Annotated in this window: 15 protein-coding genes; 7 read left to right on the top strand and 8 right to left on the bottom strand. The window is 69.6% G+C overall.

What is annotated here, in order from left to right; all coding sequences use genetic code 11:
* Positions 1-12: 12 nt before the first annotated feature.
* The gene (gene leuC / locus BS329_RS20250) at positions 13-1431 is read right to left on the bottom strand and encodes a 3-isopropylmalate dehydratase large subunit (RefSeq protein ID WP_076162774.1); all 1419 of its coding nucleotides are present in this window, start codon (positions 1429-1431) and stop codon (positions 13-15) included.
* A 79-nt stretch (positions 1432-1510) separates the two neighbouring features.
* Between leuC and BS329_RS20245 the strand changes: the two genes are divergently transcribed.
* On the top strand, positions 1511-2212 hold the full coding sequence (locus BS329_RS20245) for an IclR family transcriptional regulator (RefSeq protein ID WP_076162773.1): 702 nt from the start codon (positions 1511-1513) through the stop codon (positions 2210-2212).
* A 73-nt stretch (positions 2213-2285) separates the two neighbouring features.
* Here the strand turns inward: BS329_RS20245 and BS329_RS20240 are convergent, their stop codons facing one another.
* The 6 genes from BS329_RS20240 to eccCa form a co-directional block, all read right to left on the bottom strand.
* Entirely contained in the window at positions 2286-2678 is a 393-nt protein-coding gene (locus BS329_RS20240; protein WP_076162772.1) for a hypothetical protein, read from the bottom strand.
* A gap of 369 nt (positions 2679-3047) precedes the next feature.
* Positions 3048-4262, bottom strand: coding sequence for a hypothetical protein (locus BS329_RS42680; RefSeq protein WP_158075816.1), 1215 nt, complete (start codon positions 4260-4262; stop codon positions 3048-3050).
* Between the two features lie 10 nt (positions 4263-4272).
* The gene (locus tag BS329_RS20225; protein ID WP_076162769.1) at positions 4273-4689 is read right to left on the bottom strand and encodes a hypothetical protein; all 417 of its coding nucleotides are present in this window, start codon (positions 4687-4689) and stop codon (positions 4273-4275) included.
* A gap of 12 nt (positions 4690-4701) precedes the next feature.
* Positions 4702-6195, bottom strand: a complete 1494-nt coding sequence (locus BS329_RS20220) for a hypothetical protein (protein WP_076162768.1) — start codon at positions 6193-6195, stop codon at positions 4702-4704.
* A gap of 10 nt (positions 6196-6205) precedes the next feature.
* Positions 6206-6589, bottom strand: a complete 384-nt coding sequence (locus BS329_RS20215) for a hypothetical protein (RefSeq protein WP_076162767.1) — start codon at positions 6587-6589, stop codon at positions 6206-6208.
* A gap of 91 nt (positions 6590-6680) precedes the next feature.
* Positions 6681-10652, bottom strand: coding sequence for a type VII secretion protein EccCa (eccCa, locus tag BS329_RS20210; RefSeq protein ID WP_076162766.1), 3972 nt, complete (start codon positions 10650-10652; stop codon positions 6681-6683).
* Between the two features lie 140 nt (positions 10653-10792).
* Here eccCa and BS329_RS20205 point away from each other — a divergent pair, with 140 nt between their 5' ends.
* Complete coding sequence (locus BS329_RS20205; protein ID WP_076162765.1) at positions 10793-11095, top strand: hypothetical protein; 303 nt, start codon at positions 10793-10795, stop codon at positions 11093-11095.
* Between the two features lie 6 nt (positions 11096-11101).
* Positions 11102-11413 (top strand): hypothetical protein, encoded by a 312-nt coding sequence (locus BS329_RS20200; RefSeq protein WP_076162764.1) that lies wholly within the window; start codon positions 11102-11104, stop codon positions 11411-11413.
* 344 nt (positions 11414-11757) lie between these two features.
* On the opposite strand, the gene mycP is transcribed toward BS329_RS20200, so the two are convergent.
* Entirely contained in the window at positions 11758-13044 is a 1287-nt protein-coding gene (mycP, locus tag BS329_RS20195) for a type VII secretion-associated serine protease mycosin (RefSeq protein ID WP_076162763.1), read from the bottom strand.
* Between the two features lie 118 nt (positions 13045-13162).
* Between mycP and BS329_RS20190 the strand changes: the two genes are divergently transcribed.
* Genes BS329_RS20190 through BS329_RS20175 form a run of 4 tightly spaced genes read left to right on the top strand, consistent with a single transcriptional unit; the run spans position 13163 to position 25745 of the window.
* The gene (locus BS329_RS20190; RefSeq protein WP_076162762.1) at positions 13163-13534 is read left to right on the top strand and encodes a YbaB/EbfC family nucleoid-associated protein; all 372 of its coding nucleotides are present in this window, start codon (positions 13163-13165) and stop codon (positions 13532-13534) included.
* Entirely contained in the window at positions 13531-13875 is a 345-nt protein-coding gene (locus BS329_RS20185; protein ID WP_076162761.1) for a hypothetical protein, read from the top strand. The genes BS329_RS20190 and BS329_RS20185 overlap by 4 nt, the downstream gene beginning before the upstream one ends.
* 15 nt (positions 13876-13890) lie before the next feature.
* Positions 13891-23673: a toxin glutamine deamidase domain-containing protein gene (locus BS329_RS20180; protein ID WP_076162760.1), complete on the top strand. Its 9783-nt coding sequence runs from the start codon at positions 13891-13893 to the stop codon at positions 23671-23673.
* A complete protein-coding gene (locus BS329_RS20175) occupies positions 23673-25745 on the top strand; it encodes a YrhB domain-containing protein (protein WP_076162759.1) in 2073 nt (690 codons plus the stop codon). The genes BS329_RS20180 and BS329_RS20175 overlap by 1 nt, the downstream gene beginning before the upstream one ends.
* The last annotated feature ends 9 nt before the right edge of the window (positions 25746-25754 follow it).

Below are 25754 nucleotides of genomic sequence, written 5' to 3'. Positions count from 1 at the left end.
ATGTCAGCGATGTCAGCGGGCGGTGGCCGGTCGCAGGTCTTCGGGGCTGGACAGGGTTCCCCGCACGGCCGTCGCGGCCGCCACGAGCGGGGAGACCAGATGCGTCCGGCCGCCCTTGCCCTGCCTGCCTTCGAAGTTGCGGTTCGAGGTCGACGCGCTGCGCTCGCCCGGCTTGAGCTGGTCCGGGTTCATGCCGAGGCACATCGAGCAGCCAGCCTGACGCCATTCCGCGCCCGCTTCGGTGAAGACCTGGTCCAGCCCTTCGGCTTCGGCCGCCTGGCGGACCCGCATCGAGCCGGGGACGACGAGCATCCGGACCGAACCGGCGACCTTGTGGCCGCGCAGGACGTCCGCGGCGGCCCTCAGATCCTCGATACGGCCATTCGTGCACGAGCCGAGGAAGACGGTGTCCACCGCGATCTCGCGCAGCGGCGTGCCCGGCTTCAGGTCCATATAGGACAGGGCCTTCTCAGCGGCGATGCGCTCGTTCTCGTCGCCGATCCGCTCGGGATCGGGCACCTCGGCGTCCAGCGGGAGTCCCTGGCCCGGGTTCGTGCCCCAGGTCACGAAAGGCGTGAGCTCATCGGCGTTCAGGTGCACCTCGGCGTCGAAGACGGCGTCGTCGTCCGTGCGGAGTTCGCGCCAGTTCTCGACGGCGGCGTCCCAATCGGCGCCCCGCGGCGCGTGCGGACGGCCCTTCAGATACGCGAACGTCGTCTCGTCCGGCGCGATGAGCCCGGCGCGCGCGCCGGCTTCGATCGACATGTTGCACACCGTCATCCGGGCTTCCATCGACAGCTTTTCGATGGCTTCGCCGCGGTATTCGAGAACGTAACCCTGCCCGCCGCCGGTGCCGATCTTCGCGATCACGGCGAGGATGACGTCCTTCGCCGTGACGCCGGGGCGGAGTTCGCCTTCGACCGTGATCGCCATCGTCTTGAATGGACGGAGCGGCAGGGTCTGGGTGGCCATCACGTGTTCGACCTCGGAGGTGCCGATTCCGAACGCCATCGCGCCGAAGGCGCCGTGCGTCGAGGTGTGACTGTCGCCGCACACCACGGTCATCCCGGGCTGCGTCAGGCCGAGCTGCGGGCCGATGACGTGCACGATGCCCTGCTCGGCGTCGCCCATCGGGTGCAGCCGGACACCGAACTCCTTGCAGTTGCCGCGAAGGGTGTCGACCTGGGTGCGGGACACGGGATCCGCGATCGGCAGCTCGATGTCGATCGTCGGGACGTTGTGGTCCTCGGTGGCGATGGTGAGGTCAGGGCGGCGCAGTTTCCGGCCCGCCAGGCGGAGCCCGTCGAACGCCTGCGGGCTGGTGACCTCGTGCAGCAGATGCAGGTCGATGTAAAGCAGGTCGGGCTCGGCCCCCTCGCCGCGCCGCACCAGGTGCGACTCCCACACTTTCTCGGCCAGTGTCCGGGGCATTTCCGGCTCCTCACATACGGTGAAATCGGCACTTCCCACCATCTGGACATCTCAAACTTCGGGAAGATAGTATCGGCTTGTGGGACAGCATAGCGGTATCGGAGTACTCGACAAGGCCGTGGCCGTGCTTCAGGCCGTGGCCGAAGATCCTTGTGGCCTGGCGGAACTGTGCACGCGGACCGGTTTGCCGCGCGCGACGGCGCACCGGCTCGCGGTCGGTCTCGAGGTGCATCGCCTGTTGCGCCGCGGCCCGGACGGACGCTGGCGGCCGGGCACCGCGCTCGCGGAACTGGCGGGCGGCTCGACCGACCCGCTGCTCGACGCGGCGGGTTCGGTGCTGCCGAAATTACGCGACATCACCGGGGAAAGCGTTCAGCTCTACCGTCGCGACGGCGTCCAGCGCGTCTGCGTTTCGACCGCGGAACCGCCCAGCGGTCTCCGTGACACGGTGCCGATCGGGTCACGGCTGCCGATGACCGCGGGCTCCGGCGCGAAGGTGCTCGCCGCTTGGTCGGATCCGCATACGCAGCGGACGATCCTTTCCGAGGCGGTGTACGGGGAGCGCACCCTGCTCGAAGTCCGCCGCCGCGGCTGGGCCCAGAGCGTGGCCGAGCGGGAACCGGGTGTGGCGAGTGTCTCGGCGCCGGTACGGGATTCGACGGGCACCGTCGTCGCCGCGGTGTCGGTTTCCGGGCCCATCGAACGGATAGGGCGCAAGCCGGGGGCCCGCTGGGCCGCGGACCTGCTCGCCGCCGCGGACGCGCTCCAGGAGCGCCTCTGATCTCGCCGGATACGTGAAGGGCCCCTTGCTCACGCCGTCGCGAGCAAGGGGCCCTTCACGTACTACCGTCCTATCAGAACTCGTCGGCTCGGGTGAGCTCGTGTTCGAAGGCGTCCGCGCGGGTGACGAGGGACGTCAGCGGATGCCCGAACTCGTTCTGGAGGTTCAGGTCGGCCAGCGGGACCGTGTGCTTGAGCAGGGCGACGCCGTCCACGACCGCCGCGCCGCCGACCGAATCGCCGCCCGCCAGTTCGAGCAGGCGCCGCAGATCGATCTTGTCCGCCCAGCCGACCGGGGACGAGATCTCGACCCACTCCAGTCCGTCGTGGTCCGGGAGATGGTGCAGGGTGACCTGCTGGCCGCGGCCGTCTTCGGTGTCGACCCGGAATCGGAGCCAGTCGCCCCGTTCTTCGAGCACTTCGTACCGTGCCCGGACGAAATTGATCACGCCTGCCCAGATGGACACCCTCGTCACCTCTCGGTTTCGCCGCCTCGTGCGCTGTCGAGCATGGCACATCAGGGGCGGGTTCAGCCCGCGGGATGGAGCAGCGGCCGAGTTCGGGCCGGGTGTTCGCGAGTGGGATTCGCGTTGGCGCGGGCCGGCGCTCGCCGCATCGCCGCGCCGGTCTCGGCCCTGAACAACGGAGAATCGTGCTTGAACCCGTAACTCGCGTGCTTGAACCCGTAACTCGCGTGCTTGGGCCCGTAACTCGTGAGTTCCGTCTTCAAGCACGCGAGATTCGGGTTCAAGCACGCGAGTTACGCGCTAGCGCAGGGAAGGAGGCCTTAGCGGGCTTCAAGCGACCAGCGCGCAGGGACGAGAGGGGCGGGGACGCTACTGCCCGGTCTCGTCGTCGAGCAGCTGTAGCGAGCCCGTGTCCGACTCGGCGACCCGCCGGTGGCCGGGAATCGTGAAACCGTTCCCCTCGCCGCCGACGGCCCGGCCACGCAACGCCGCCGACACACCGTCCGTGCCCAAGGCGGGCCTCTGGTCATCGCCGGACCGGGTGTGTTCGGCCGCTCCCGGCCGCACCGTTCCGGCCGCCCCCGCCGCGCCTTGCTGCGGCATCGCCGACGGCGGCATCATGCCGCCCCCGGCGGCCTTCGCCGAACCCGTCGTCCCGCCCGGCTGGATGTCGGAGGCCAGGCTCGCCACGCGCTTTCCGGTGCCGACGGCCCGCGGTGCCATCGGAGTCCCGCCGAGCCCACCGGCCGCGCCCAGTGTCCCGAAGGGCATCGACCCCATTCCGGCCGAGGGCGGGCCACCACCGGACAAGCCGCTCAACGGGGCTCCCGCGAGTGCGCCGGGAGCCGGTGTGTTCGGCGCCAGCCCGGCCAGCGACAGGCCGCTTCCCACCGACGAGGTGCCCGGATTCCCCGACGACGGCAGGTCCGAACCGGTCCAGCCGTCGAGAAGGCCGGAGGTGCCTGCCGGGCTCCCGGCGCCGCCGCCGAAGGACTCGGTCAAGCTCTGCACCTCGGTGAGCAGGTTCACCGCGGCGTCGGCCGTCTTCACCGCGTCGGCCGCGGAACCGGTGACCTGGGGGAAACCGGGCAGGAGGTCGGCCGGATTCGCGATTCCCGCCGCGGCGCACATGGTGAGCATGGCCGTGTCGAAGCGGGTGCCCAACGCGGTCAGGCACATCCCCGCCTGCTGCTGGAAGGCGATCGCCCCCAAGGCCGTCAAGGGATTGGACAGCGCGAGCAGGTACTCCCCGTGAAGACTCATCACGACCGCCTCCGCCCCGGGAAGCTCGGCGGCGAGCGACGCCAGCGTCTCGGACACCTTGGAGTCGTCGATCCGCGCACCCCACGTGGTCAGATCGGCCAGTGACTGCTTGGTCTTCTCCTCGAAGGCCCTGCCCGCTTCGTCGGTCCAGTCAGGCGCCAGGTTGTTCGCGCGGGTCTGCAACTCGATCTTGGCCTCCTCGACCCAGATCCGCGCCTCCTTCCACATCTTCGACTTCTCGATGAGCACCGGGATGCACTTCTGTGTGTTCGTGATGCACCCGACCATGACCTCCATCGGAAGCACGCCATACGGGAACAAGAGGGGCTCCTCAGGTCGTCTGCCGCGAGTGGTCACCCGCGACGGTCTCGGTGGGATCCGGTGTGCCGGACTGCGAACCCGCGGCCCCGGCCACCTGCTGGGCGACGCCGATCACCTTTTCGCCGAGCTTGACCCCGGAGGTGGCCAGATCGAGCGCGCTGGTGATGTCGGCGAGTGAATAGGTCGCGGCCGCTTCCTTGACCTTCGCGCCGTAGGTGACCATGTCCTTGGTGACCATGGTCAGATAAGCCGAGATCTCGGCGCTGACGGCCTTGTCCAGCACCGACAAGAGCCCGCTTTCGAGCATCCCGTCGAGATTCATCGGCGAGCCGGTGCTGGTGGCGACGGACCCCGGTATGGGTGGCGCCTTGAGCTGCTGGGAATACGCGAACATCGAACCGGGGTCGCCGTCGACGACGTCGGTCATGTGCCCCTCCTTCTAATATCCAGTGCGGTATGTCGGCCGGTCGGTGGCCGGATTCAGTTGCCACAGGTCTTCGTCGAGCACGTCCACGACGTCGTTTTCGACGGCCGGGCGCTGCCGGGTGACCGGCGGCCGTGACGCGGCGCCTGCCCTGCCTCGCAGTGCCACGCCCGGGTTTCCGTCGGGTTTGCGTGAGCGGACCGCGTTGACCTGCTCGGCGGCCCCCGGTCTGATGTCACCGCCGCCTTGCCGTCCGCCTGCCCCGTTCGGCGGATACAGGGGCATCATCCCGGGGCTGCCGCCCGTTCCACCCGTCGTTCCCCCCGCCGCGCCCATCGCCGCGGCGGTTCCCGGCAGCGCGGCACCGGCCACGCCCGCCATCGGTGACGCGGTGCCCGGCGCCGAGGGAACGGCGCCACCCGCGCCGATTCCACCCGCGCCGAGACCACCGCCGAGTCCGCCCCCGCCGTCGAGGCCCGCCAAGCTCGGCAATCCCAGCGGATTGTCCGCGCCGGGGACACCGCTCAGCGTGGGAAGATCTCCGGGCTTCCAGCCTTCCAACGGGTTCGGCACGGTGGCCGGATCCGGCACGTCCGGCGCGCCGGACGAGCCCGAGCCGAGCAGCTGGTCCGCCACCTTCCCCGCGAGGTCGACAGCCTTGCCCGCGGTGTCGAGCCCCTGCGACGCCAGATCCAGCTGCTCCTGCAGCGTGAGCGGCTTCTGCTCCTCGGGACTTTCCGGTGTTTCAGCCGGTTTCGGGGTTTCGCCGGGGTTCGCCGTTCCCGGGTCTCCGCCGGTGGCGTTCGGATCCCCGCCCCCGCCGGGGTTGGCGCCGTCCCCCGCGGGCGAGTCGGACGTCAGTTTCGGGACCACGTCGCTGCGCGGACCGGTCCACGCCAGTCCCCTGGCGTCGGGCAGCGCGTTGTCCGACACGTCGCGATAGTGACTCCCGAGGTTGTCGAGCGCTCTGCCCGCCTTCAAGCGGTAGTCGTCCTCGACGGCCTTCCTGTCCTCGGCCTGGACCCCTGGCCTTTTGAACAAGACATCGAAATCGCGCTTGAGGGTGTCCACGTAGTCGAACGTCCGCTTGATGTCGTCGGCCAGCTCGCGCAGCCGAACGGCCACATTGGACATCGTGATGCCGTACGAGGGACGGCTCTGCTGGACCGTACTCGGCAACGGCAGGAGCAGGGGGACCTCGTTCGTCACGGGGATCTGGGCGTCCGGCGTCTGCACCCATGAGCGCAGGGTGTCGATGTCCCGTTTCGCCAGTGCGCGGAACGTGTCCCCCGCCTGGTCCGGCCAGTTCGAGACGAGGTTTTCCACCTGCTGGTTGAAGGAAACCGTCTTGTCCGCGATCCAGGTGGCCGCCTCGACCCACATGTCGGCCGCCGCGTGCAGCCTCGGGATGTGCGGGAGTTCGGCCGAGATCTTGTCGTGCTGTGCCCTGAGACTGAGCACGGTGTAAGTGCGCGCGTCCCCGAAGAGATCCTCCAGGCCTCCACCCATGTCGGCTCCCCTACTTCGGCTGCGCCGGGTCGGGCGCCGCCGGTGGGAGTGCCGCCGTGTCGTCCCGCAGCCCTGCCCCCTTGTCGTCGTGCCAGTTCTTGAGGATTCCCGCCGCGGCGCCTTCGTCCGCGTCGCGGTAGGCGATTCCGGAACGCTGGGCGAACGCCCCGTACGCCGCGATGCCGTACCTGACATTCATGACGAAGGTCTGCAGCGCCTTGGTCGCGGAGGCATCGGCCTGCACCAGCGGTCCGCATTCGCTGAGGCCGTTGCCGCACGCGGGGTCGACCGCGCGGTCCATCAGCGACGGGCGGTCCTGCACGATGTTGTGGAAACTCCGCGCGGCTTGAATCATCACCGCGGTGTCGCCGTCGACGGTTTCACCGGATCCCATGTCCCGCTCCTCGTTTCTCTTTCCTCTGGTGAAGACAACCACGCCGTCGGGGTGGCAGGCGGGGCGCGACAGGAAGCGGCCACGCGCCGGGTCACTCCTTCGGCGGCAGCCAGGCGATCTGCGCCAGACTCTTGCCGCCACGCCGGTCGACGAGCCAGCCGCGGCCGGGCGGCAGTACCTGAGGACGCATTCCGCCGAGCAGCGGGCCCTCGTCCCGGTCGCCGGACATCATCAGCCCGGACGCGCCGACGTCTCGCAGCCTGGCAAGGAACGGCTCGCCGAGACCGAGACCCGCGCCGCCGCTGCGGCGGGCGAGCACGACGTGCAGGCCGATGTCCGAAGCCTGTGCGATCAACGGGAAAAGGGCGAACAGCGGGTGATCCTTGTGGGTGGCCACCATGTCGTAGTCGTCGACGAGCACGAAGATCTCCGGTCCGGTCCACCAGCCGCGGTTCCGCAGCTGTTCGGTGGTCACGTCCGGTCCCGGCAGGCGGGAGGTGAGCAGCTCGGCCACCCGGGTCAGCAGTTCGGTGCTGTGCGTGTCGTTGGCACCGATGCCGATCAGGTGCTCGTCGCCGACCTCGCCGAGCAGCCCCCTGCGGTGGTCGATGAGGACGATCTGCGCCTCTTCCGGTGTGTACGCCTGGCAAATCCGCTTGGCGAGCACCCGCAGGAAGTTGGTCTTGCCGGTGCGGATATCCGCCAGTACCAGGAAATGCGGGTCGTCGGCGAAGTCGAGGCGAAGGGGGCTGAGGTCGCGTTCGTGGATGCCGACGGCAAATCCGGCGTCCGGCCCGGCGGGCTCGTCGGTGGCGGGCAGTTCCGGGTAAGGCAGGACCGTCGGCAGCAACCGGACCGAAGGCGCGGGCTCCCCCGGCCACGCCTTCTTGACCGCGTCGACCAGCGTGGCCACCCCGGCGGGCAGATCTTCGGTGCCGGACACTCCGTCCACCCGCGGCAGCGACACCAGCATCTGGTGCCCGGTCATCGCGACACCCCGTCCCGGCGAGTCCGGCGGCACGCTCATCGCGGCACGCCGGTCGATGACCGAATCGATCGGGTCGCCGATCTTCAGCTCCAGCGTGCTGACGAACAGGTCCCTGACGTTCATCCGCAGATCGAAGGCGCGGGTGGCGCCCGCCACGACGTGGACACCGAAGGCGAGGCCACGTCCGGCGATGTCGTTGACGACCTCCTCGAGATCCATGAACTCGTTGCGCAAGGTGAGCCAGCCGTCGATGACGAGGAAGACGTCGCCGTGGAGATCCTCGGTGAATCGGCCCTCCGCCCGCAGTTTGCGGTAGGTGGCCATCCCGTCGATCCGGTGCTCGGCGAAAAGCCGCTCCCGCTGTGCGAGCAGCGTCGCCACTTCGGCGACGGTGCGGCGGACCGCGCCCGTGTCGAGGCGGCCGGAGACCCCGCCGACATGCGGCAGGCCGGCGATCGAGGCGAGCACGCCACCGCCGAAATCGAGGCAGTAGAACGTCGTTTCCCTCGGCGTGTGCGTGAGCGCGAGGCTGATGACGATCGTCCGCAACGTCGTGCTCTTGCCGGAACGGGGACCTCCGAGCACCAGTACATGTCCGGCGCCGCCGGACAGATCCAGCGCCAAAGGGTCGCGACGCTGCTCGTAAGGCCGGTCTACGATGCCGAGCACCGGGCGGAGCGCACCCGCCATCTCGGCCGAATTGGGGGTCACCCCGCGCCGCGGATGGATGACCAGCGGGGGAAGCACCTGATCCAGGGTCGGTGACTCGTCCAGCGGCGGCAGCCATACCTGATGCGCCGGGGTTCCCCGTCCCGCCAGCCTGTCGACCAGGATGTCCAGCAGGGTCTCACCGGCGGCGGAGTCCGCGTCGTCCTCCCCCGCGGGCTCCTCACCCGGATCGTCGAGATCCGGTGCGAGGTAGGCGGTGGTGTACTCGTGCAACGCGAACGCCTCGGCGGAAGCCGCGGGCACGCCGGTGCCGGTGGCACGCTGGTACACGCCGGACACGTACGCCGAACGGAAGCGGTCCATCGGTTCGGTGCCGACCTTGAGGAAGCCGTGGCCCGGCGCCCTCGGCAGTTTGAACGCGTCGGGCACGCCGAGCACGGCACGACTGTCCATATCGGAGAACGTGCGCAGCCCGATCCGGTAGGACAGGTGTGCTTCGAGACCACGCAGTCTGCCCTCGTCCAGTCGCTGGGAGGCGAGGAGCAGATGCACACCGAGCGATCGGCCGACGCGGCCGATCTGGACGAACATGTCGATGAAGTCGGGTTTGGCGGAGAGCAGTTCCGAGAACTCGTCGCAGATCACCAGCAGGGTGGGCACTTCCGGCAACGGCGCACCCGCCGCCCTCGCCTTCTCGTAATCACGCAGGGACGAGAAGTTCCCGGCCGCACGAAGCAATTCCTGCCGTCGGATCAGCTCACCGTTGATCGCGTCCGTCATCCGGTCGACCAGGTGCAGCTCGTCCGCGAGGTTCGTGATCACGGCACTGGTGTGCGGGAGATTGTCCAGCCTGGTGAAGGTGGCGCCGCCCTTGAAGTCGACCAGGGCGAAGTTCAGCGAACTCGGCGGATGAGTGGCCGCCAGCGCCAGGACGAGCGTGCGCAGCAGCTCCGATTTCCCCGATCCGGTCGCGCCGATCAGCAGGCCGTGCGGGCCCATCCCGTCCTGGGCGGATTCCTTCAGGTCGATCTCGATCGGCGTCCCGTCCTCCTTGATGCCCAGCTTGATCCGGAGCCGGTCCCGGTTGGGCCGGGGCACCCAGGTGTCGTCCGGATCGAATTCATAGGGATCGCCCAGTTCCAGCAGCTCGGCGAGGCCGAGTTCGCTGCTCATCGGCGCGTCGCCGCGCAGGCCGGCGGTCAGCCGCAACGGGGCGAGCTGCCTGGCGAGGCCTTCGGCGGCCACCGCGCCGAGCAGATCGGCATGACCGAGCGGCACGGCGCCGTCGGCGGTCTCGCTGATCAGGTCGCCGTCCGAGTCGACGTCGAGAAGCACGCCTGTCCGGTCGAAAGCCCTTGGCGGCACAGTGCTCAGATCGACCACGGTCACGCCTTCGACGCCACCGCCGGTCATCAGGTGGTCGGAGCCCGCGACCGCGCCGCCGTCCAGCACCACCACCAGATGCGGACCGGGCAGGCGGGTTCCGACCTCCGGGTCGAACCTCGGCCGCCTGGTCAGCTCCTCCTCGAGCACCGACTCCAGTGCGGGAATGGTCGCGGCGACCAGGCGCAGCGGGCCGAGCGCGTCGGTGCGCTCCGGGTGCAGGGCGTGCGGCAGCCACTTGACCCATTCCCAGTCGGCGCGGCGATCCTCGCCGACACACACCGCGATACGCAGATCATCCGGGGACTGCAGGGTGGCCAACTGGGCCAGCATCGCGCGCAGCAGACCCAGCGCGCGGTCGCGGTCGCCCCGTACGTAGATCCGGCTGAAACCGTTGACGGCGATGGCGATCGGCAGGCCGCCGAGCGTGGCGTAGGTGGTGACGAACCGGCGCAACGCCAAGGCGGACAACGGCTCGAGTTCCTCGAGCGGTTTGGTGTCGGGAGCGACCACGGTGAGCGCGGGCCGCTGCGGACCCCGCCCGAGGCGGGCGACGGCGAAATCGGGGTCTTCCTTGCGCCGCTCCCAAAGCCGGTAACTGGCGGCGAGTGACCACAGCGAGGCGGGATCCGGGTGCAGGTACTCCATCGCCGAGCGCTGCTTGCGGGCCGAACGGCGCAGCCGCAGCCTGTGCTGGGACAGATGACGCAGGTACTTCCGCCTGGCGTAACCCATTTCCCGTTTACTCGGGCCGCCGCCCTGCAGGAAACCCATGGCGACCATGCCGAGCATGCCGACGCCCATCAGGCCGTAGACGACGAACCGGCTGGACCCGCCTATCGAACCGGAGTACATCAGCAGCATCGCCCCCATCATGGCCACCATCGGCAGCACCATGAGGATCTGCGTCCACTGCCTGCCCGGGGGTGGCGGGATCTCCGGCGGTGGCTGCAAAAGCAGCTCACCGGCCGGCATCTCCGGAGCCGATCGGCGGGCCGGCCTCTTCACCACGACTGTCGACATACCCGGAATCGTCCGCGACCGCGCGGTCGTGACGGCGACGATGGCAGGAAGATGCCGGTCGGCCGAGTACGGGCGCCGGACGATCTAACTTCGGCTGAGAAGGACGGGGATCGTCAACCCGGCGAACGGAAAGGAGTTTCATGTCGTATCCAGAAGTCGATCTCAATTTGATGGCGGGTCAAAAGCACGTCACGTTCATGAACGACACCGTCACCCAGATCCAGGACGGCCAGCAGCACCTGAACGGCACCACCTCGGCCATGATCGCGCAGAACAGTGGCCGGATGAACATCGCGGCCAACGACGCCTACGGCCTTCTCGGCGAGAAGGTCACCAAGGTGGGCGTCAACTACGGGGAAACCGCCGACGGGATCCACTACGGCCTGCAGGTGCACGCCTCCTCCGACGCGGAGGCAGCGGGCGGATTCGACTACGGAAGGTAGGCAAAAATGGCGATGGACGGGGAGAGGGTCACCTGCTACGTGGGTAACACCCTCGACACCGCGCAGGCGACCAAGGTGACGGGGTCGCAGGGACGCGACAACACCGATTCCGTGCAGAACCGCGCGCAGGGGTTCAGTCAATACGACGCGCAGGGTAGCTACGGTCAGGCCGTCGTGGACACGGACCGTCGTAACCAACGGCTCGCCAACGAGCAGTGGGACGGTCACGACCGGATGTACGGCGCCGTGACCAATGGTGCCCACAGCCTGCAGAACGCGTGCAAGAGCTCGATCAACCGTCTGGAATCCTGGGGCTGAGGTGCCCCGGGTCTCGTGTGAGACCTGACTCTGGGTCCGTGAAGGCCTCCTTTCTCGCGCTAGGCGCGAGAAAGGAGGCCTTCACGTTTGTGGAGGTGTTCAGGGCCACGAGTGTTCTACTCTCCGGGAGTCCCCAGCAGTCCCACCAGTCACAACGAAGTACGTGAAGGACCCCTTCCTGTACCTACGCGCAAGGAAGGGGTCCTTCACGTACTTCGGGCGGCAAGGACACCGGTACCGAGAGGTGCTTAGGTATCTACTGGATTAGGGTGCGATTGGCACGAATCGCCACTCAGGACCTCGCCCGGAAACCGTGTACAGAGAACGATCAAGCCTTCACGCTGTCACCGTCTGGGGATCAGGAAGACCTGCTCCGGTGGTTCCGCCACTCGCGGCTCGGACGGCATCGAGGCCACCCTTCCGGGCCGCCAGCGCCGCCGGTTTCCCCGTGGCAGGACCGCCGCCGCCAGCCCGGCCAGTACGAGCGCACCGATCGTGGCGCCGGTCAGCCACTTCGCCGTCGTCCCGGTTTCCCGCGATCGCGCGGCCTTCTCGAGCCGCGCCGTGTCCGGTGGTGGCGGGAGAAAGGCGGGCAGCGCCGCGGGTTTTTCGGGATCGAGGCCGTCGGTCACCGCGCGGTAAGGATCCACGAGGCCCGCGCCGTAGGCATCGCTGCCGCGGCCGCCCCGCGCCGGGGCGGCGGTCGCCTTCAGTCGCTGGATCACCTGGGCGGCGGACAGGTGCGGCCACGCCGAGCGCACCAGGGCCGCGGTCGCGGAGACGAACGGCGCGGCGAAACTGGTGCCGCCGGCTTCGGTGTGGCCGTCCACTCTCGTCGTCGCCAGCACTTGAGCGCCGGGAGCGACGATGTCCACGTACGGGCCGATCTGGGAAGTGGCCATCCGGGCACCGGACCGATCCACCGCGCCGACCCCGAGAACACCGTCGTAAGAGGCCGGATAGGACGGTAGCCCGGCGGGCGTGTTCTGCTGCGAATTGCCAGCCGCGGCCACCACGACCGCGTCCTTGGCCACCGCGTAGGCCACGGCCGCCCGGATGCCGGGGAAGTCGCTGAAGCCCGCCAGCGACAGGTTGATCACGCGCGCGCCCTGGTCCGCCGCGTAGCGGATCCCGCCGGCGACCGCGTCCGGGTTGATGCGCAAGGACTCGCCCCGATCACTGATGTCCCGGTCGGTGATCCGCACCGGCAGGATCTGCGCGTCCGGGGCCACGCCGTGGAAACCGACACCGGGCAACGGATCGGCCGCGATGATCCCGGCCACCCCGGTACCGTGGGACACGCAGTCGAACGCGCCGGGCAACGCGCCGGGCAGGAAGAAGTCACGGCCCGCCCGGACCTTGCCCGGCCCGCGCAGCTGCGGGTGGTCGGCGTCGACGCCGGAGTCGATCACCGCGACCAGCACTCCCGCCCCCCGGCTGCGCGGCCAGACCCGTTGCGGGTCAAGCGTTTGCTGCGGCCAGGGACGCGCCTGAACGCGCTCGTGGGCTGGCTCGGGATCGTGGCACACCCCCGCCGGAGGGGCCGCGTACGCCGGAGTCTCGCCGCTGACCAGGTGCACCACCGCCGCGGCCAGCGCGCCGGCTGCCGCGAGTGCGGGAAGTCGTCTCATTTCGGCAATCGTCGTGCGGGCCGGGCCGGATCTCGCCATGGTGGCCGCAACCTGTCACGTCGCGTCTCGCCTCCTCCGTTCCGGGGACACTCGAGCCGGACCGAATCGAGGAGGCACGGTGGGCACATTCGTCGGCAGGCGAGCCGATCACGCGAAGAGGGAACAGGAACTCCGTGACCAGCAACGGCGGATGGCCGAGATCCGGGCCACCGCCGAATCCGAGGACGAGCTGATCAGCGCGACCGTCGGCGGTCACGGCGAACTGGTGGAACTGCGCCTCGACCCGCGGATCTACCGCACTCCCGACTCGGCGGACCTCGCGCGGTCCATCACCAAGACCATCCAGCGCGCGGCCGAACTCGCTCAGGAAGAGGGGTTCGCCATCATCGCGGAGCACTTCCCCGCCGATGTCACGGCCGAGACGGCCGACCTGCGACTCGGTCCCGTACTGCACGAACTGGACCGGCGGATCAAGGGAGGCGAGCGATGAGCGCGGGCGACGGCGTGAGCCTGAACGGTGGCGATGTCGTCGACATGGACCCCGTCGACACCACCAAGGAGATGACCGTGGTGGACGCGGAAGGAACTCATCTCGAGACGACCTGGAACCCCATCAAGGCTTCACTGCCGGGGCCCGGGACGTTCGGCCACGGCCTGCTCGGCGTCATGTTCAACAAACGGACGGTCGGACCGGACGGCTCGATCCGGGCGGCGGCGGACGGGGTTCCGCAGTTCTACCACAACATCTCGGCCGCCGGTACACAGCTGATCAAGGCCTACCTGGCGCACGACGCCGAGGCCGCCGACTACATCCTCGTCCAGCTTTCCTGAACGGCTCCGACACAGATGGCCGACGGCGACGTCCACGAACCGAACTGCGACCTTTGGGACGCAGTCCGCGAACTGCTGCCCGAAAGCGTCGAATGGCCGCCGGACAGCGAAACCCTCGCCGAACACCATGCCACCCAATGGGACAAGGCCGCGGTCGAGTTCGAGGATGCGGTGAACACCGTCGACGCCGCCGCGAACCGGCTCCACCAGCCTGGCGGAGGCGGTACCTGGCCGGACGCGGCAGGCGGCTTCATGCAGGGCGTCATCAAGAGGAACAACGGTTCGGAGGGGGCCCAGCAGGTCGCCGGCGCGCTGAAAGGCATGGCCGGGGAGTACCGCTTCTACTCCCAGATTCTCAAGAGCGCCAAGACCTCGGTCAAGGACTACGTCGAAGACCTGAGCTGGCAGTACACCGCGTTGGGCTTCAACATCCCGAAATACGCGAAGAGAAACCAGGCGTACTTCGCCCTGAACGTGGCCGCCGAAGTCATCGAGATCATGGAGATGCACGCCGGGTGGATCGAGGACCCGGCCACGATCCCGCAGCCCGAGAACCCCGACAACAATGTCCTCGGCGGACTTTGGGATTCAGCGGTCGACCAGTTCAAGGCGCTCGCCGGTTTGGCGGGCTTCGACGAGAACTTCACCTGGTCACCGTTCAACGCCCAGGTGGCGTGGGGTCATATGGGCAAGCTCCTCACCAGCCTGGCGGTCTACTCCATGCCGTACGGGGCGGGCTACTTGGTCGACGATCGGATATTCGACGGCGTGCTGGGGGAAACGCTGGCCGGTGCGGGCAAAGCGTTCGTCGACTACGAGAACTGGGACAAGGACAGTTGGGGGCACGCCCTCGGCTACACCACCGGAATGGTCGCGGGACTGATCGGCCCCACTCGTGGCGCGGGCGCCGCGGTCCGGCTCGCCGGCAAGACCTTCAAGGCTCCGAGAGTCCTCAAGCTCGGGGAGAACATCGGGAAGTTCACCCTGACCCACGGGGCTTTTAAGGTCATCGACAAGATCGAGAATTCCCCCAAGCTCAAGGCTCTCCCCAAAGACGGCGACTTCACGTTGCCCGCCTCCGTCACGCCCGACGTCGCGCACCTGATCCACCGTCCTGGTGAGCCTCCCGCCGCCGGGGCGCCCGGGCCCGGTGGCGGAGGCCCCCATGGGCCAGAACCCACCAAACCGCCTACGCCGCAGGCGCCGCATCCCGAAACCAGGCCTGAGCCGAACCCGTCGCACGACGGCACATCGCCGCCGCCGAACACGCCGGCTCGGGAGAACCCGTCCCCGGCCGTCGGCTCCGGCGAAAGGCTCCTCGACGAAAGCCCGCGACCCGAGCCGCGGGCCGGCGACCAAACCCCGGTGGCCAAGGGTGACGGCGCCGAAAACCTCAAGCGGGAACCGGGTCCGTCCACCGCCGAACCACCCGCGGCCCGCCATGACCCGTCCTCCGGGCCGCCCCCGGAGCCGCGGCCCACGCACACGAGTGAGGTCACGCCGTCGTCGTCCGCCGAGCACGCGCCCGCCACCAGGACCGAAGGCCAGCACAGCGGGAGCGGACATGGCGCCGAAGCCGCGCCCACCCGTAGCGCCGACACACCGGCGAGCGCACTGGGCCGGGACGTGCCCACCGCCGTCCCTCCGATGCACACGTCCGCTGGAGATTCCGCGCCCACCGCGTCGAAACGAACCGACACCGGCGGAACGGATCGAGGGACGCCGCCCAGGCCGTCGGCCGAAGAAATCAGGCGGCTGCAGGACAAAGCCGAAGTGGCTCGTATGGAGCGAAAGCTCGACGCAGAAGCGCGAAGAGAGGCAGGCGACCCCGTCCACTCGGACCGCAACGTCAAGGCATGGTCTCGCCACGCGGCCCATTCCGAGCCGATTCGTGTCGAGAAGGGAACACCCGGCGAGGCCGCCGGTGGTACGCCGAAACACGTCGGCCCGGCCGAACTGATCCACCACCGCCAAGCGCACTCGGCCGCCGAAACCGGGCACCCGGGCAGCGGCGACAAAAACCCCGGCAAAGCCGAAGGGCACGGACGCCACGACACCCCGGAACCAGACAAGGCCAACCCGGAGAACACCCGGAACCCGCCCCGGCGACTGACCCTCGACGAGTTCGTCAAGGAGCGCCGTCCGGACGATTACCGCAAGGCCCACGGCGACGGCGACGGCCCTGAGGGCACGGGTGGCGGAGGTGCCGATTGGCCTCCTCGCCAGCCGCGCCCGTCCGGACCTGAAGGTGCGGGACAGCTTGAGGCGGCGCAAGGCAGCGTCGGCCTCAAGACGCATCCGAACCTGCCCGAGCCGGTCGTCGAGAAGGCATCGGCACCGGACAAGGCACCGGCGGCGGCCAAGGCCACTGTCGAGGCACCGGCCCGCGAAACCGCCCGGTCCGAGCCGCAGACCGCGAAGCCCATCCCGCAAAAGCCGCTCATCCTGCGCCCGGACGGCACGCCGGAGCCCTTGCACCCGGATACGGTGACTCCGTTGCCACCGTTGGAGATCCAGCCGGTGCGCGCCGTTCCCGGCTGGGCCGAACCACCGCGGGTCGGCTGGGCGGAGCCACCTCGGGTCGGCGACCCCGAACGGCCTCGGGCCGGCGATCCCGAACGGCCTCGGGTCGGTGACCTCGAACCCCCGCGGGTCGGCTGGGCGGAGCCACCTCGGGTCGGCGACCCCGGACCGCCGATCCGGCCCGGTCGCCCGGCCGATCCGGCGTTGCCCGCCCTCCCGCGGACGCCCGATCCCGCGACGCAGCCGCCGCCCGAAGCCCCGCCCGCGGCTCGCCCGGAGATTCCAGAGCTGCCGAAAGAACCGGAGATCCGGGAACTGCCGACGGATCCCGAAGTCCCGGTGCCTCACGAGGGGTCCGAGATCCCCGCGCTGTCCACGGATCCCGAGATCCGGGAGCTTCCCCGAAGGGCGGAGTTCCCGGAGCTGCCCCGGGAACCGGAGATTCCGACGGATCCGCTCCAAGTCGCGCAGCAGAAGCCTCCCCCGAGCTTCCAGCCGTCGGCAAAGTGGTTCGATCCCCAGTGGCAGACGCCTTGGCCGGAACCCGAAGGCCTCCAGAAGTACATCGAAGGTCTCACCGAACGAAATGCCCTGCAAGCGGAGGCCGCGGCCGCGTGGGAGGAGTGGAACGCCGCGGTCGAGTCCGCCGCGCGGGAGCATCCGCGAGAAGCGCGCCTCGACAATGTGGCGTTCGGGATCGCGACCGACAAGGAGCTGACCCCCGAGGACTGGGCGAAGGTCGCGGCGATGGACGACTACGCCCCCGAACTTCCCGAGATCCGCGCCAAGTTGGACGAGATACGGGAGAGCGCCCCGGAGCACCATCGCGATTTGACCACCCTGCTCTCCGACCCCGAATTCTCGCTCGACAAGAAGCTCTGGCTCGCGAACGTGTTCCTCATGCCCGCGGGCGCCGCCTCGCCGTCGAACCTTCCGGCCCGGGTCGAGTCCGGCGCGTCGGCGGTACGGGATCGGCTGGAGCGGGCCTTGGCGCAAGGCATGCTGTCACCCAAGGAGTTCCAGCAGCGAATGGAGGCGTGGGCCGCCTTCGTCACGAAGGCCGCCGGACTGCGCGAATCGATCGACGAGGCGAACCGGACCGATGACGTGCGACCGGTGCTCGAGCAACTGCGCGTGTTCAGTGAATCCCTGCGCGAATACGCCAGGGCGCACGCCGATTCCGCCGTCCCGGCGTGGCGCGAGGTCATCCGGTTCGATCTGCTGGATCCCCATCGCCTGCGGACTCTCCAGCCGTCGGTCAAGGACGGTCACTTCGACGTCGTGACCCAGGCGATCGTGGCGCACTGGTTCGAATCGATCTTCGGCGCGCCGGGGCTGGACTACGCCATCCGAGCCGCCGCTCTCGCGGTGCCGCTGGACAAGGCGGCGCTGAACCAGCGCTTCCCGGGGTTGGACATCGACGCTGTCTTCGGAGACCTGCTGAGGATCGACAGCAACCGCGACGGCGTGTTCATGCCGGATTCCGGTACCGGGTTCATCCGCCCTCAGCTCGGAATGGCCGAATTCATCACCACCATGATGCACGAGTTCGCGGTGCACGGACTGCAGGATCCGGCTTCCGTCGTCCTCGGGGACAGCGCCGCGCAGGCGTGGGCCGACGTCCTGTTCCGCGTGGCCCATGAGTTCCAGGGCCGGAGCGGGGAAATCCTCGTGGCCGAGGCGATGCGCGCCGCGGCGGAGAAGTCGGTCGTGCCCCCGGAGCTGCGCCGCGACGTGTCGGATCTGCCGCGCTTGTCGCCGATGGCGCGGGACTTCGACCAGCTGAACCGCGTGATCCAGATCGAGTTCGGTGGTCTTCCCGCGGCCTCCAAGGCGGCGCTGTTCCAGCAGCTGATGGCGATCGGGGTGAGCCACGAACGCGACCTGGCCCGGATTCGCGGAGCCGTGGCGGGCAGCGGCCCGAAGATCGGGAACCCGGTCGTCGAGGCCTTCGAGGCCGATCCGCGCGGGTTCGCGACCAAATACCCCCGTCCCGAGCCGCCGGAAGCGCCCGAACCTCCCGCGCCGTCACCGGGACCCACCGGCCGCCCGACTCCGCCCGGGCCGGGGATGCCGCCGGCGGCGGCGTCCCCACCGGACTCCCGCACGGATCCGTCCGGACCGGTCACCCTCGGCGAACCACCGCGTCAACGACCGGATGTCCCCGCCCGGCAACCCGAATCCGGAGCCCGGCCAAGCTCGTCGGCCCCTTCTCCCATCCCACCGCCGGGAATTCCCGTCGCCGTGTGGCGAGAGCTGAGCGGGGCCGAGCGGGTAGCGCTCACGGACATCCATTCCCGAGGGCTGAACGCGGCCGGGACCTTGGCGGCGACCGTCGCCCAGCAGCAGGGCAGGAAGAAACCGCCTCCGCTGAGAAAACTTCCCAAACTGCTCGGCAAAATGCCCGAACAGCAACGTGCGGAATTCGAAGCGAGACTGAAGGGCTACACGGCCGAGGGGCAGACCGCCGCACCGGCCACGGGCTACCTCGACCGGACCGGGAATCTCGGCGGCCCGGCCACCTTGACCTCCGCCGACCACGAGAACCTGGCCAGGGTGGCCGCACTCGACCGGCGGATCAGCCGTGCCGTGGCGAATCCCTGGCGACGACGGCGGCTGCGGGACGAGATGGCCGGTCTCCTCGACGCGCTCGGTCTCAACCCGAATCAGCCCGGCTTCGTCCATCGCGCGGCCGCGTTGGAGGACCATCCGGTCGCGCCGGTGGTGTGGCGGCGGCTCGGCCCACTCGACGATCCGCTCGGGCTCCCGACCACCGCCAAGAACCTCGCCACCCAGCTGAGCGGCACGATCATCCCCGGCACGATCCCGAGCGCGGTCTTCGTCGCGATGGGCAGTGTCCCGGCCGGTATCGCCTACGCGCTGACCACCTTCCTCGCCGCCGTGACCGCCGGATTCCTCACCCGCCGCCACGAGGCCGGGGACGACGCGGCCCTCTCCGACCGGCGGAAGGAGCTGGACGCGCAGCGGCAGTTCGATCAGGTCGTCCTGCCGACCGACCGGCTGCGTTCGCTGCTGAGCCGCCTGGGACTGCCCGCGTGGCACGGCCCGGATCTGGCCGCGGTCAAGCCGCCGGGAGAAAGCAAGGCCTCCGGCGTCCAGTCGCTGCGGAACTTCTACCTGCGGTACGGCGTCCCGCCGTCGACCGCGGTCGCGGTGAGCATGCTCCCGGTACTGGAGCTGGCGACGTCGACCAGGTTGGGACTCGCCATCGGCGGCGTCGTCGCCGCCGTCGTGACGCCGCTTCTCCAGTGGAAGCGAGCGCGCGCCAAGGTGAACACCGAACTGCGGGGAGGCGAGCGCAACGCCGTACCGCTCAGGGAAGAGGCCAGGCGAGCGCTGGACAAGGCCGACCGCGCCCGGGAACACGCGGCGAGTGGCCGCCCCGTCCCCGAACCGGACGGCCACGCCCCCGGAACGCCTCCCGCGCACTCTTCCCTGCCGATGAGCGCCACCTTGACCGAGGCCGTCGACGGACCCGTCCAGGTCGGACGGCGGGCGGTGCCGCCGTCCGAACCGAAGCCGCTCGATCCCGACGCGGTGGTCAAGATCACCCTGCAAGAAGCCTTGCTCGACTACGGTGGCGCCAAACTTCTGCTCGGGCTCCCCGCGATCCCGCTGATCAGCAGGATCGACAAGATCGAGATGATCAACAAGATCGCCAGGTCGGCCGTCGACAAAAGGGCCAAGTTCGAAGCCGAGCAGGCCAAAGCCAAGGTGCTGCGGGATCGGCACGTGGCCGCGGTGGAAGCCGCTCGGACCGCGGCGGCCGATGCCGTGGCGCAGCGGCCCGGCCTGCTCCAGCGCTTGCGCGGCCTGTTCGGCGCACGACCCGATCAGGCCGCACCGGTCGCTGTTCCGGCACACCAGGCGGAGACCACGCCACTGCCCTCTCCGATTCCTGCCGAAAGGCCGGGCTCGGCGACGAAATCCGACTACAAGGACACCTACCGCGTCCTCGCTGTCTTGGGCGGCTTCGGCTCCGCGGCCGTGGCCTTGGTCTTCGGCATGGACCTCGCCTACGCGGTCGCCGCGCTGACCGCGGTGACCGCCGGAGGCTGGGCAGGCCGGGACAAATGGCGGCATCGGCAGGTCGAACTGGCCGCCAGGAACAAAAAGGCCGACGCGGACGCGGTGCGGTCGTTCGCCGACTACGAGCACGACGCCGCCGCGCTCGCCGACTTCCTCACCGAGCGGCTGACCGAGCCGTTCCTGGCGGTCGCGGCCGAGGCCGCCAAGGCGGGCCGCCCGGACGTGCTCGGCCTGCTGACGACCGTCTGGGAAACGCTGGCACGAAACGTCGAGGCCAACTCCGGGGCATTACCGGAAGCGACGCCCTTCGACGAACTCGGGCCGCCAAGGAACGAGGGTGAGCGCTGGAAGAGCCAGGCGGTACAGGACCGGTCACGAGCCGAACTGGAAGAGATCCACCGTTCGATACTGGCCGAACGGGCCGAACTGGCGGCCCGCTGGGGAGATTGGTCGACGCTGGGCACGCGACTCGGCCTGCTGACGACCGCCCTCGAACTCGTCGACCGTGCGTTGACGCAACTCGACAGCGTCGGGCAGAACGGGACCGGGCCGGTACAGGCGACGGTCGCGGGCTTGAGCAAGGCCATTCACGACTATCAGCAGAGCGGACCGAGGTATCTCGAACCGCCCGCGGAGGTCCGGGAGGCACGCGAACATCTGTCCAAAGTAGACAACGCGGCCGCGCGCCATCTTGACCGGAGCGCCCCGAGTTGGCGAAGGCCACGCACCGCGGACGTGCGAGCGGCCCTCGACGCCCTGGACAAGGCCGTCAGCCACTATCGCCGGTCCGCCGTCCCCGGTGAACACGCCTCCGGCGCCGAAGCCGCCGTGCACAAGGCCATCGACCGCTACCAGGATCTCCGGAACCCGAAGCGGCACGAGCCAGCCGACAACCAGCTGCGGGCGGCGGTCACCGAGGTGCGGACCGCGATCGCACGTCATCGGGAGGAGACCGCGGCGGGCTGGCGTCAACCGGACTCGGCGACCGGCGAGGTCCGGGACGCGCTCACCGGGCTGAAGCACGCGATCAACCGCTACCAGCAGTTCAGCGCCCCGTTCGGGAAGGGGACCCGCGCCGAAAACGTCGGCGCGGCGCTCACCGAGATCGAGCGGATCATCGACCGCCACCGCCGGGCCAGCGCGCCGACGTGGCACGAACCGGCGGGCCAGGACGCGAAACTCGGCCAGGTACTCGGAGAACTGCACTGGGCCCTCCACCACTACTGGCAGGTGAGCGCTCCCCGGGGTCGGGCGTCCACCGGCTACGACAAGGCGATGAAGGCGGTGGAGACGGACCTGAAGAAGGCGATGTACGCCGTGAAGAAGCTGAAGGTCCCCGGGATGAACGCGAAACCCGTCGAGACGGCCCCTTCGTCTCCGGCGCCCGCGCTGAGCAACGGGGTGGATGTCCACTACGCCCCGGCGGGGATGGCGGTCGGTCCCGCGACGGAGACGCTCAAGGCACATCTGCGGACCATGCTCGCGAACCGGCCGGATCCCGCCCAGCCGTACGTGGTGACGCTGCACGACGACGGCACGCTCCCCAGCCCCGAGGAACTCGCGGCGGCGACCCTGCGCGGCGAGTACTACACGCCGGGCCGTCCGGTGCGGCTGCATTCCTGCGGTTCGGCGGCCTGGGCGCGGCGGTTCGCCATCGCGCTGGGCGCCCCGGTGGTGGCCCCGGTGGCCGACCTGCACATCCTGGGGCGCCACACCGAACTGCCGGACGGCACCGTGCTGCCGTTCGGGCTGGAGGTCGTCGAGGGCTACCCCGTCGGTGGCGGCTGGGTGGACTACCCGCCGAACGGGAAGAGCCCGATCATGCTCCGCGCGAGCACCGGCTCCCGTCCGATCACCCTCGACGAACTGACCGCGGCGAATCCGGTCGTACTGGGGCCGGACGGCGACTTCTCGAAACTGTTCAGGACCACGCCGCTCAACGAACTGACCGCTTTGCACGCCGGGACGGCGCGCCCGCGGCCCGCCGAGGTCAAGGCGTACCTCGAGCGGTTCCATCCGCAGCTGGACAAGGTCAATCCCGGCTATCACGAAGAGGACGCCGTGGCCGCGGGCTACACCACGAACTGCACCAGGGCGGTGGTGTACCACGAGCGCCGACGGCTCGGCGAAGACGTGACAGCGCCACCCGTCCACCCGGAAGACGGCCTGGCGATGGGAAGTCTCCGGTACGTCTCCGACCGGCTCGGCGGGGAATGGGACCGGAGCCACGGCACCGGCTACGACAGCGTCATCTCCGCGATGCTGGACCGGCCGGTCGGCTCGCTGGCCGTGATCGCGGTGGAATCCGAGAACCGCTGGGGAGCGAACACCAAACACGTCGCGCTGGTGAGCAGGGACAAGCACGGCATCGTGTTCCTCGATCCGCTGGACGGCGGGCTGATGGACCTGCCCGCGAAGCCGACGAGGATCGCTTTGCTGCCCTACACCGACGCGGGCGGGCCACCGGGGAACCTGCGTCTGCCGGAGCCCGCGCGAGACCGGTGGCTTGGCGAGAAGATCGTCACGACCGCTTCCGACGGCGGCGCCGAGTACCGGGCGCTCCCGGAGTTTTCTTCCGACGTCGGGTACAACGGTCCGCACGAGAGCGAAGCGAGGCATCCCGCCTATCTCAGGTATCCGCCCTCGCCGGATTCCGGACCGGGCGACAGCACGGCGTTGTTCGGCACCACGTCGCTCCACTCGCTGCCCGCGATGGACGCGGACACCGTCGACGGCCGCTGGAAGGAGGCCGTTGCCTTCATCCTGGAGCATTTCCCCCAGCTACCGGAAACGAATCCCGGCTATTACGCGGACTGGGCCGGTCGGCTCGGCTTCCACACGAACTGCACCCGTTGCGTGGTCCATTACGTGCGCAGGACCCTCGGTGAAGACGTCACCGCGCCGCCGGTTCCGCTGGAGCTCAAGAACGAAATGGCCACGCTGGGCTATGTGTCTGACCACCTCGGCGGGACGTGGACGGAGGTCCACGACGCGAGTTACGACGGAGTCATCTCCGCCATGTCGGCACGTCCCGTCGGCGCGCTGGCCGCGGTGAACTTCCTTTACGAGAAGGACAATCGAACGATCGGCTCGCATGTGGCCCTGGTCGCCAACCATCCGGACGGAGTCGTGTTCCTCGACCCGCTGACCGGTTGGCTGTCGTTGCTGGAAGAACGGCCCTTGCAGATCATGCTGCTCCCGTTTCCCGGAAATCGAGGTGTGTAGTGCGAGCGCAGGAAGCGGCCGCGAAGGTCGAGGAATGGCTGAGGACCGGTACGTCCGCGGATCTGACCCGCGGCGAGTACGCGGTGCGGGTCGATCACGCGAAGGTGCTGCGAGTGCCGGAAGGCTGGTTCGTACCCTACGACGCGGTTCGCGCGCTGGACGGCGGCGACTGGACCGCTTCGCTGGTACCGAAACCGGCGCTGATCGTGCGGGAGGACGGGGAGTTGCGCCGTCCGGACGCCCGCCAGGACGGGACGGGGCCGAGCGGTCCGGTGCCCGTGGCGGGCGAGGACGAGTGGCGCGAGATCCTGGAACCGGAGTTCCGGCGAAGCGGCGTGGCGTATCTCGGCGTCCGGTCCAGTGCCGTGATGGCTTGGCGGAAGTACACCGCGGACGGAGCCGAGACCGGCGAGACCCGGGTCAACCCGGAGTACCGTCCCGGCCCGGAACGGCTGGGCCATCCGCCCATGGACAGTCCGCTGGACCACCTGCTCGGCTACCTGGCGGCGGACCTGTACGACCGCGCGCACTATCTCGCCGGACTGCTGTGTTCGGAGGTCCTCCTCCCGATCGACTTCCGGACCGAAACGCCGCTTCCCGGGCCCTGGCAGGAGGAACCGCGCGCGGTGCGGGTGTTCAGCTCGCGGCGGCGGTTGCCGCCCGGCACGGAGAAATGGCTGCGGGTGGACGTCTTGTCCTTCATCGGGGAGTTCCCCGGAGCCGGTTTGTCGATCAATCCCGGCTCGTTCCCTTCCGACACGGTCAGCGCGGAGGAACTCGCGGACACGATGGCGCGGTGGCCACGGCTCCAGGCCTTCACCCGGGAAATCGAGGTCTCGCCGGAGTATTCGGAATCCGTGCTGGTCGCGGCCGAGCGGGTCAGGACGGAACTGGGGCTGACGGAGCCCATCACCGGCCTCGCGGAGGCGGCGGCCAAGGCCAGGTCCGCCGGCTTCGAGCTGTCGGCGAGGGACTGCGAACAGTTCGTCCTCGGCCGCGCTTGGGAACAGCGCAACGGCGTGTCCCCGACCGGCGTCGACTCACCGTACGACGACCTCTCCGGGCAACGGTGGCCGGAGGACCTCCGCACCCATGGACTCGCCGCCGGGTACGACGCGGCGGGACGGATCCGGCCGCACGCCGCGACGGCGGGGAAGTTCTTCCGTCAGGACACCGAAGCCGCTGTCGCCTGGCATCGCGTCACGGGCGCGTTCGTCGGGTTCGCTCTCGGCGAGTCGCTCGGCTCTGGCGGGTTCGCCGTCGGCCCGCTCACCCGGCAGCTGCTGTTCTGCACCGAAGGCCTGCTGCGCGCACTGCCCGCCCCGTACCACGGCGCGGTACCAAGCGGGTTGATGACGGTCGGTGTGCAGGCAAGGCGGCGCTGGCAGGACAACCGGGACGACGACGGCTGGCTCGCCCGCGTCCGGGAACTATGCGCGATCCCGCCGGACGCGCCGGAGGGCGGAGACGATCCCGGCTTCCTCGTGCCGGGCATCGTGGCCGCGTTGTGCGGTGGCCGCACGGCCGTGCGCGTCGCCGGCCTGCTGGCCGTCGGCGGCGGGGCCGACGAGGTGACGGCTGAAGCGGCTTCGTCGGTGGCGGGCTTGTTCACCGGACTGTTCCAGCGCGAGCCGTCACCCCCGCATCTGCTGGTCCAGCAGATGCTCGACACCGGCGCGGCCACCGGACCGGTGGCCGATGTCCTGGCCACCGCGCTGGCCGAGGGGACCCGTCCCGATCATGTCCGGCCGGACGCGGCCGGTGCCGGTGGCTCTGCCGTGGATGCCTTGGGGCGGGCCATGATCGCGGTGTTCCGGTGGTTCTTCGCGCCGGAGCGGGCGATGACGGCCGCGGTCGGCGGCGGCGCGATCGCCGGTGCGATCGCCGGAGCCGTCGTCGGGTCGAAGGCAGGTGTCCCCGGGCTGCCGCAGGACTGGCTCGCGCGGCTCGAGTCACGCGATCTGGTGGAGACCGTCGCCGGAGACGCGTTCTGGCATTTCTCGGACCGGCCGCCGTCGGCCGACGAGCGCTACGCCGCTGAATGGGCCGTTCGCTACCCGCGCGACCTCTGACTGGGCCGG

It is taken from the genome of Amycolatopsis coloradensis (assembly GCF_001953865.1).
Taxonomy (GTDB): domain Bacteria; phylum Actinomycetota; class Actinomycetes; order Mycobacteriales; family Pseudonocardiaceae; genus Amycolatopsis; species Amycolatopsis coloradensis.
This window is presented reverse-complemented; position numbering and strand designations above follow the sequence as displayed.

What these genes read in the sequence shown, in the direction of transcription:
- BS329_RS20215 (WP_076162767.1), bottom strand. Translation starts at nt 6,589, where the DNA reads ATGGGATCCGGTGAAACCGTCGACGGCGACACCGCGGTGATGATTCAA.
- eccCa (WP_076162766.1), bottom strand. Translation starts at nt 10,652, where the DNA reads ATGTCGACAGTCGTGGTGAAGAGGCCGGCCCGCCGATCGGCTCCGGAG.
- BS329_RS20200 (WP_076162764.1), top strand. Translation starts at nt 11,102, where the DNA reads ATGGCGATGGACGGGGAGAGGGTCACCTGCTACGTGGGTAACACCCTC.
- BS329_RS20185 (WP_076162761.1), top strand. Translation starts at nt 13,531, where the DNA reads ATGAGCGCGGGCGACGGCGTGAGCCTGAACGGTGGCGATGTCGTCGAC.
- BS329_RS20220 (WP_076162768.1), bottom strand. Translation starts at nt 6,195, where the DNA reads ATGGGTGGAGGCCTGGAGGATCTCTTCGGGGACGCGCGCACTTACACC.
- leuC (WP_076162774.1), bottom strand. Translation starts at nt 1,431, where the DNA reads ATGCCCCGGACACTGGCCGAGAAAGTGTGGGAGTCGCACCTGGTGCGG.
- BS329_RS20180 (WP_076162760.1), top strand. Translation starts at nt 13,891, where the DNA reads ATGGCCGACGGCGACGTCCACGAACCGAACTGCGACCTTTGGGACGCA.
- BS329_RS20225 (WP_076162769.1), bottom strand. Translation starts at nt 4,689, where the DNA reads ATGACCGACGTCGTCGACGGCGACCCCGGTTCGATGTTCGCGTATTCC.
- mycP (WP_076162763.1), bottom strand. Translation starts at nt 13,044, where the DNA reads ATGAGACGACTTCCCGCACTCGCGGCAGCCGGCGCGCTGGCCGCGGCG.
- BS329_RS20205 (WP_076162765.1), top strand. Translation starts at nt 10,793, where the DNA reads ATGTCGTATCCAGAAGTCGATCTCAATTTGATGGCGGGTCAAAAGCAC.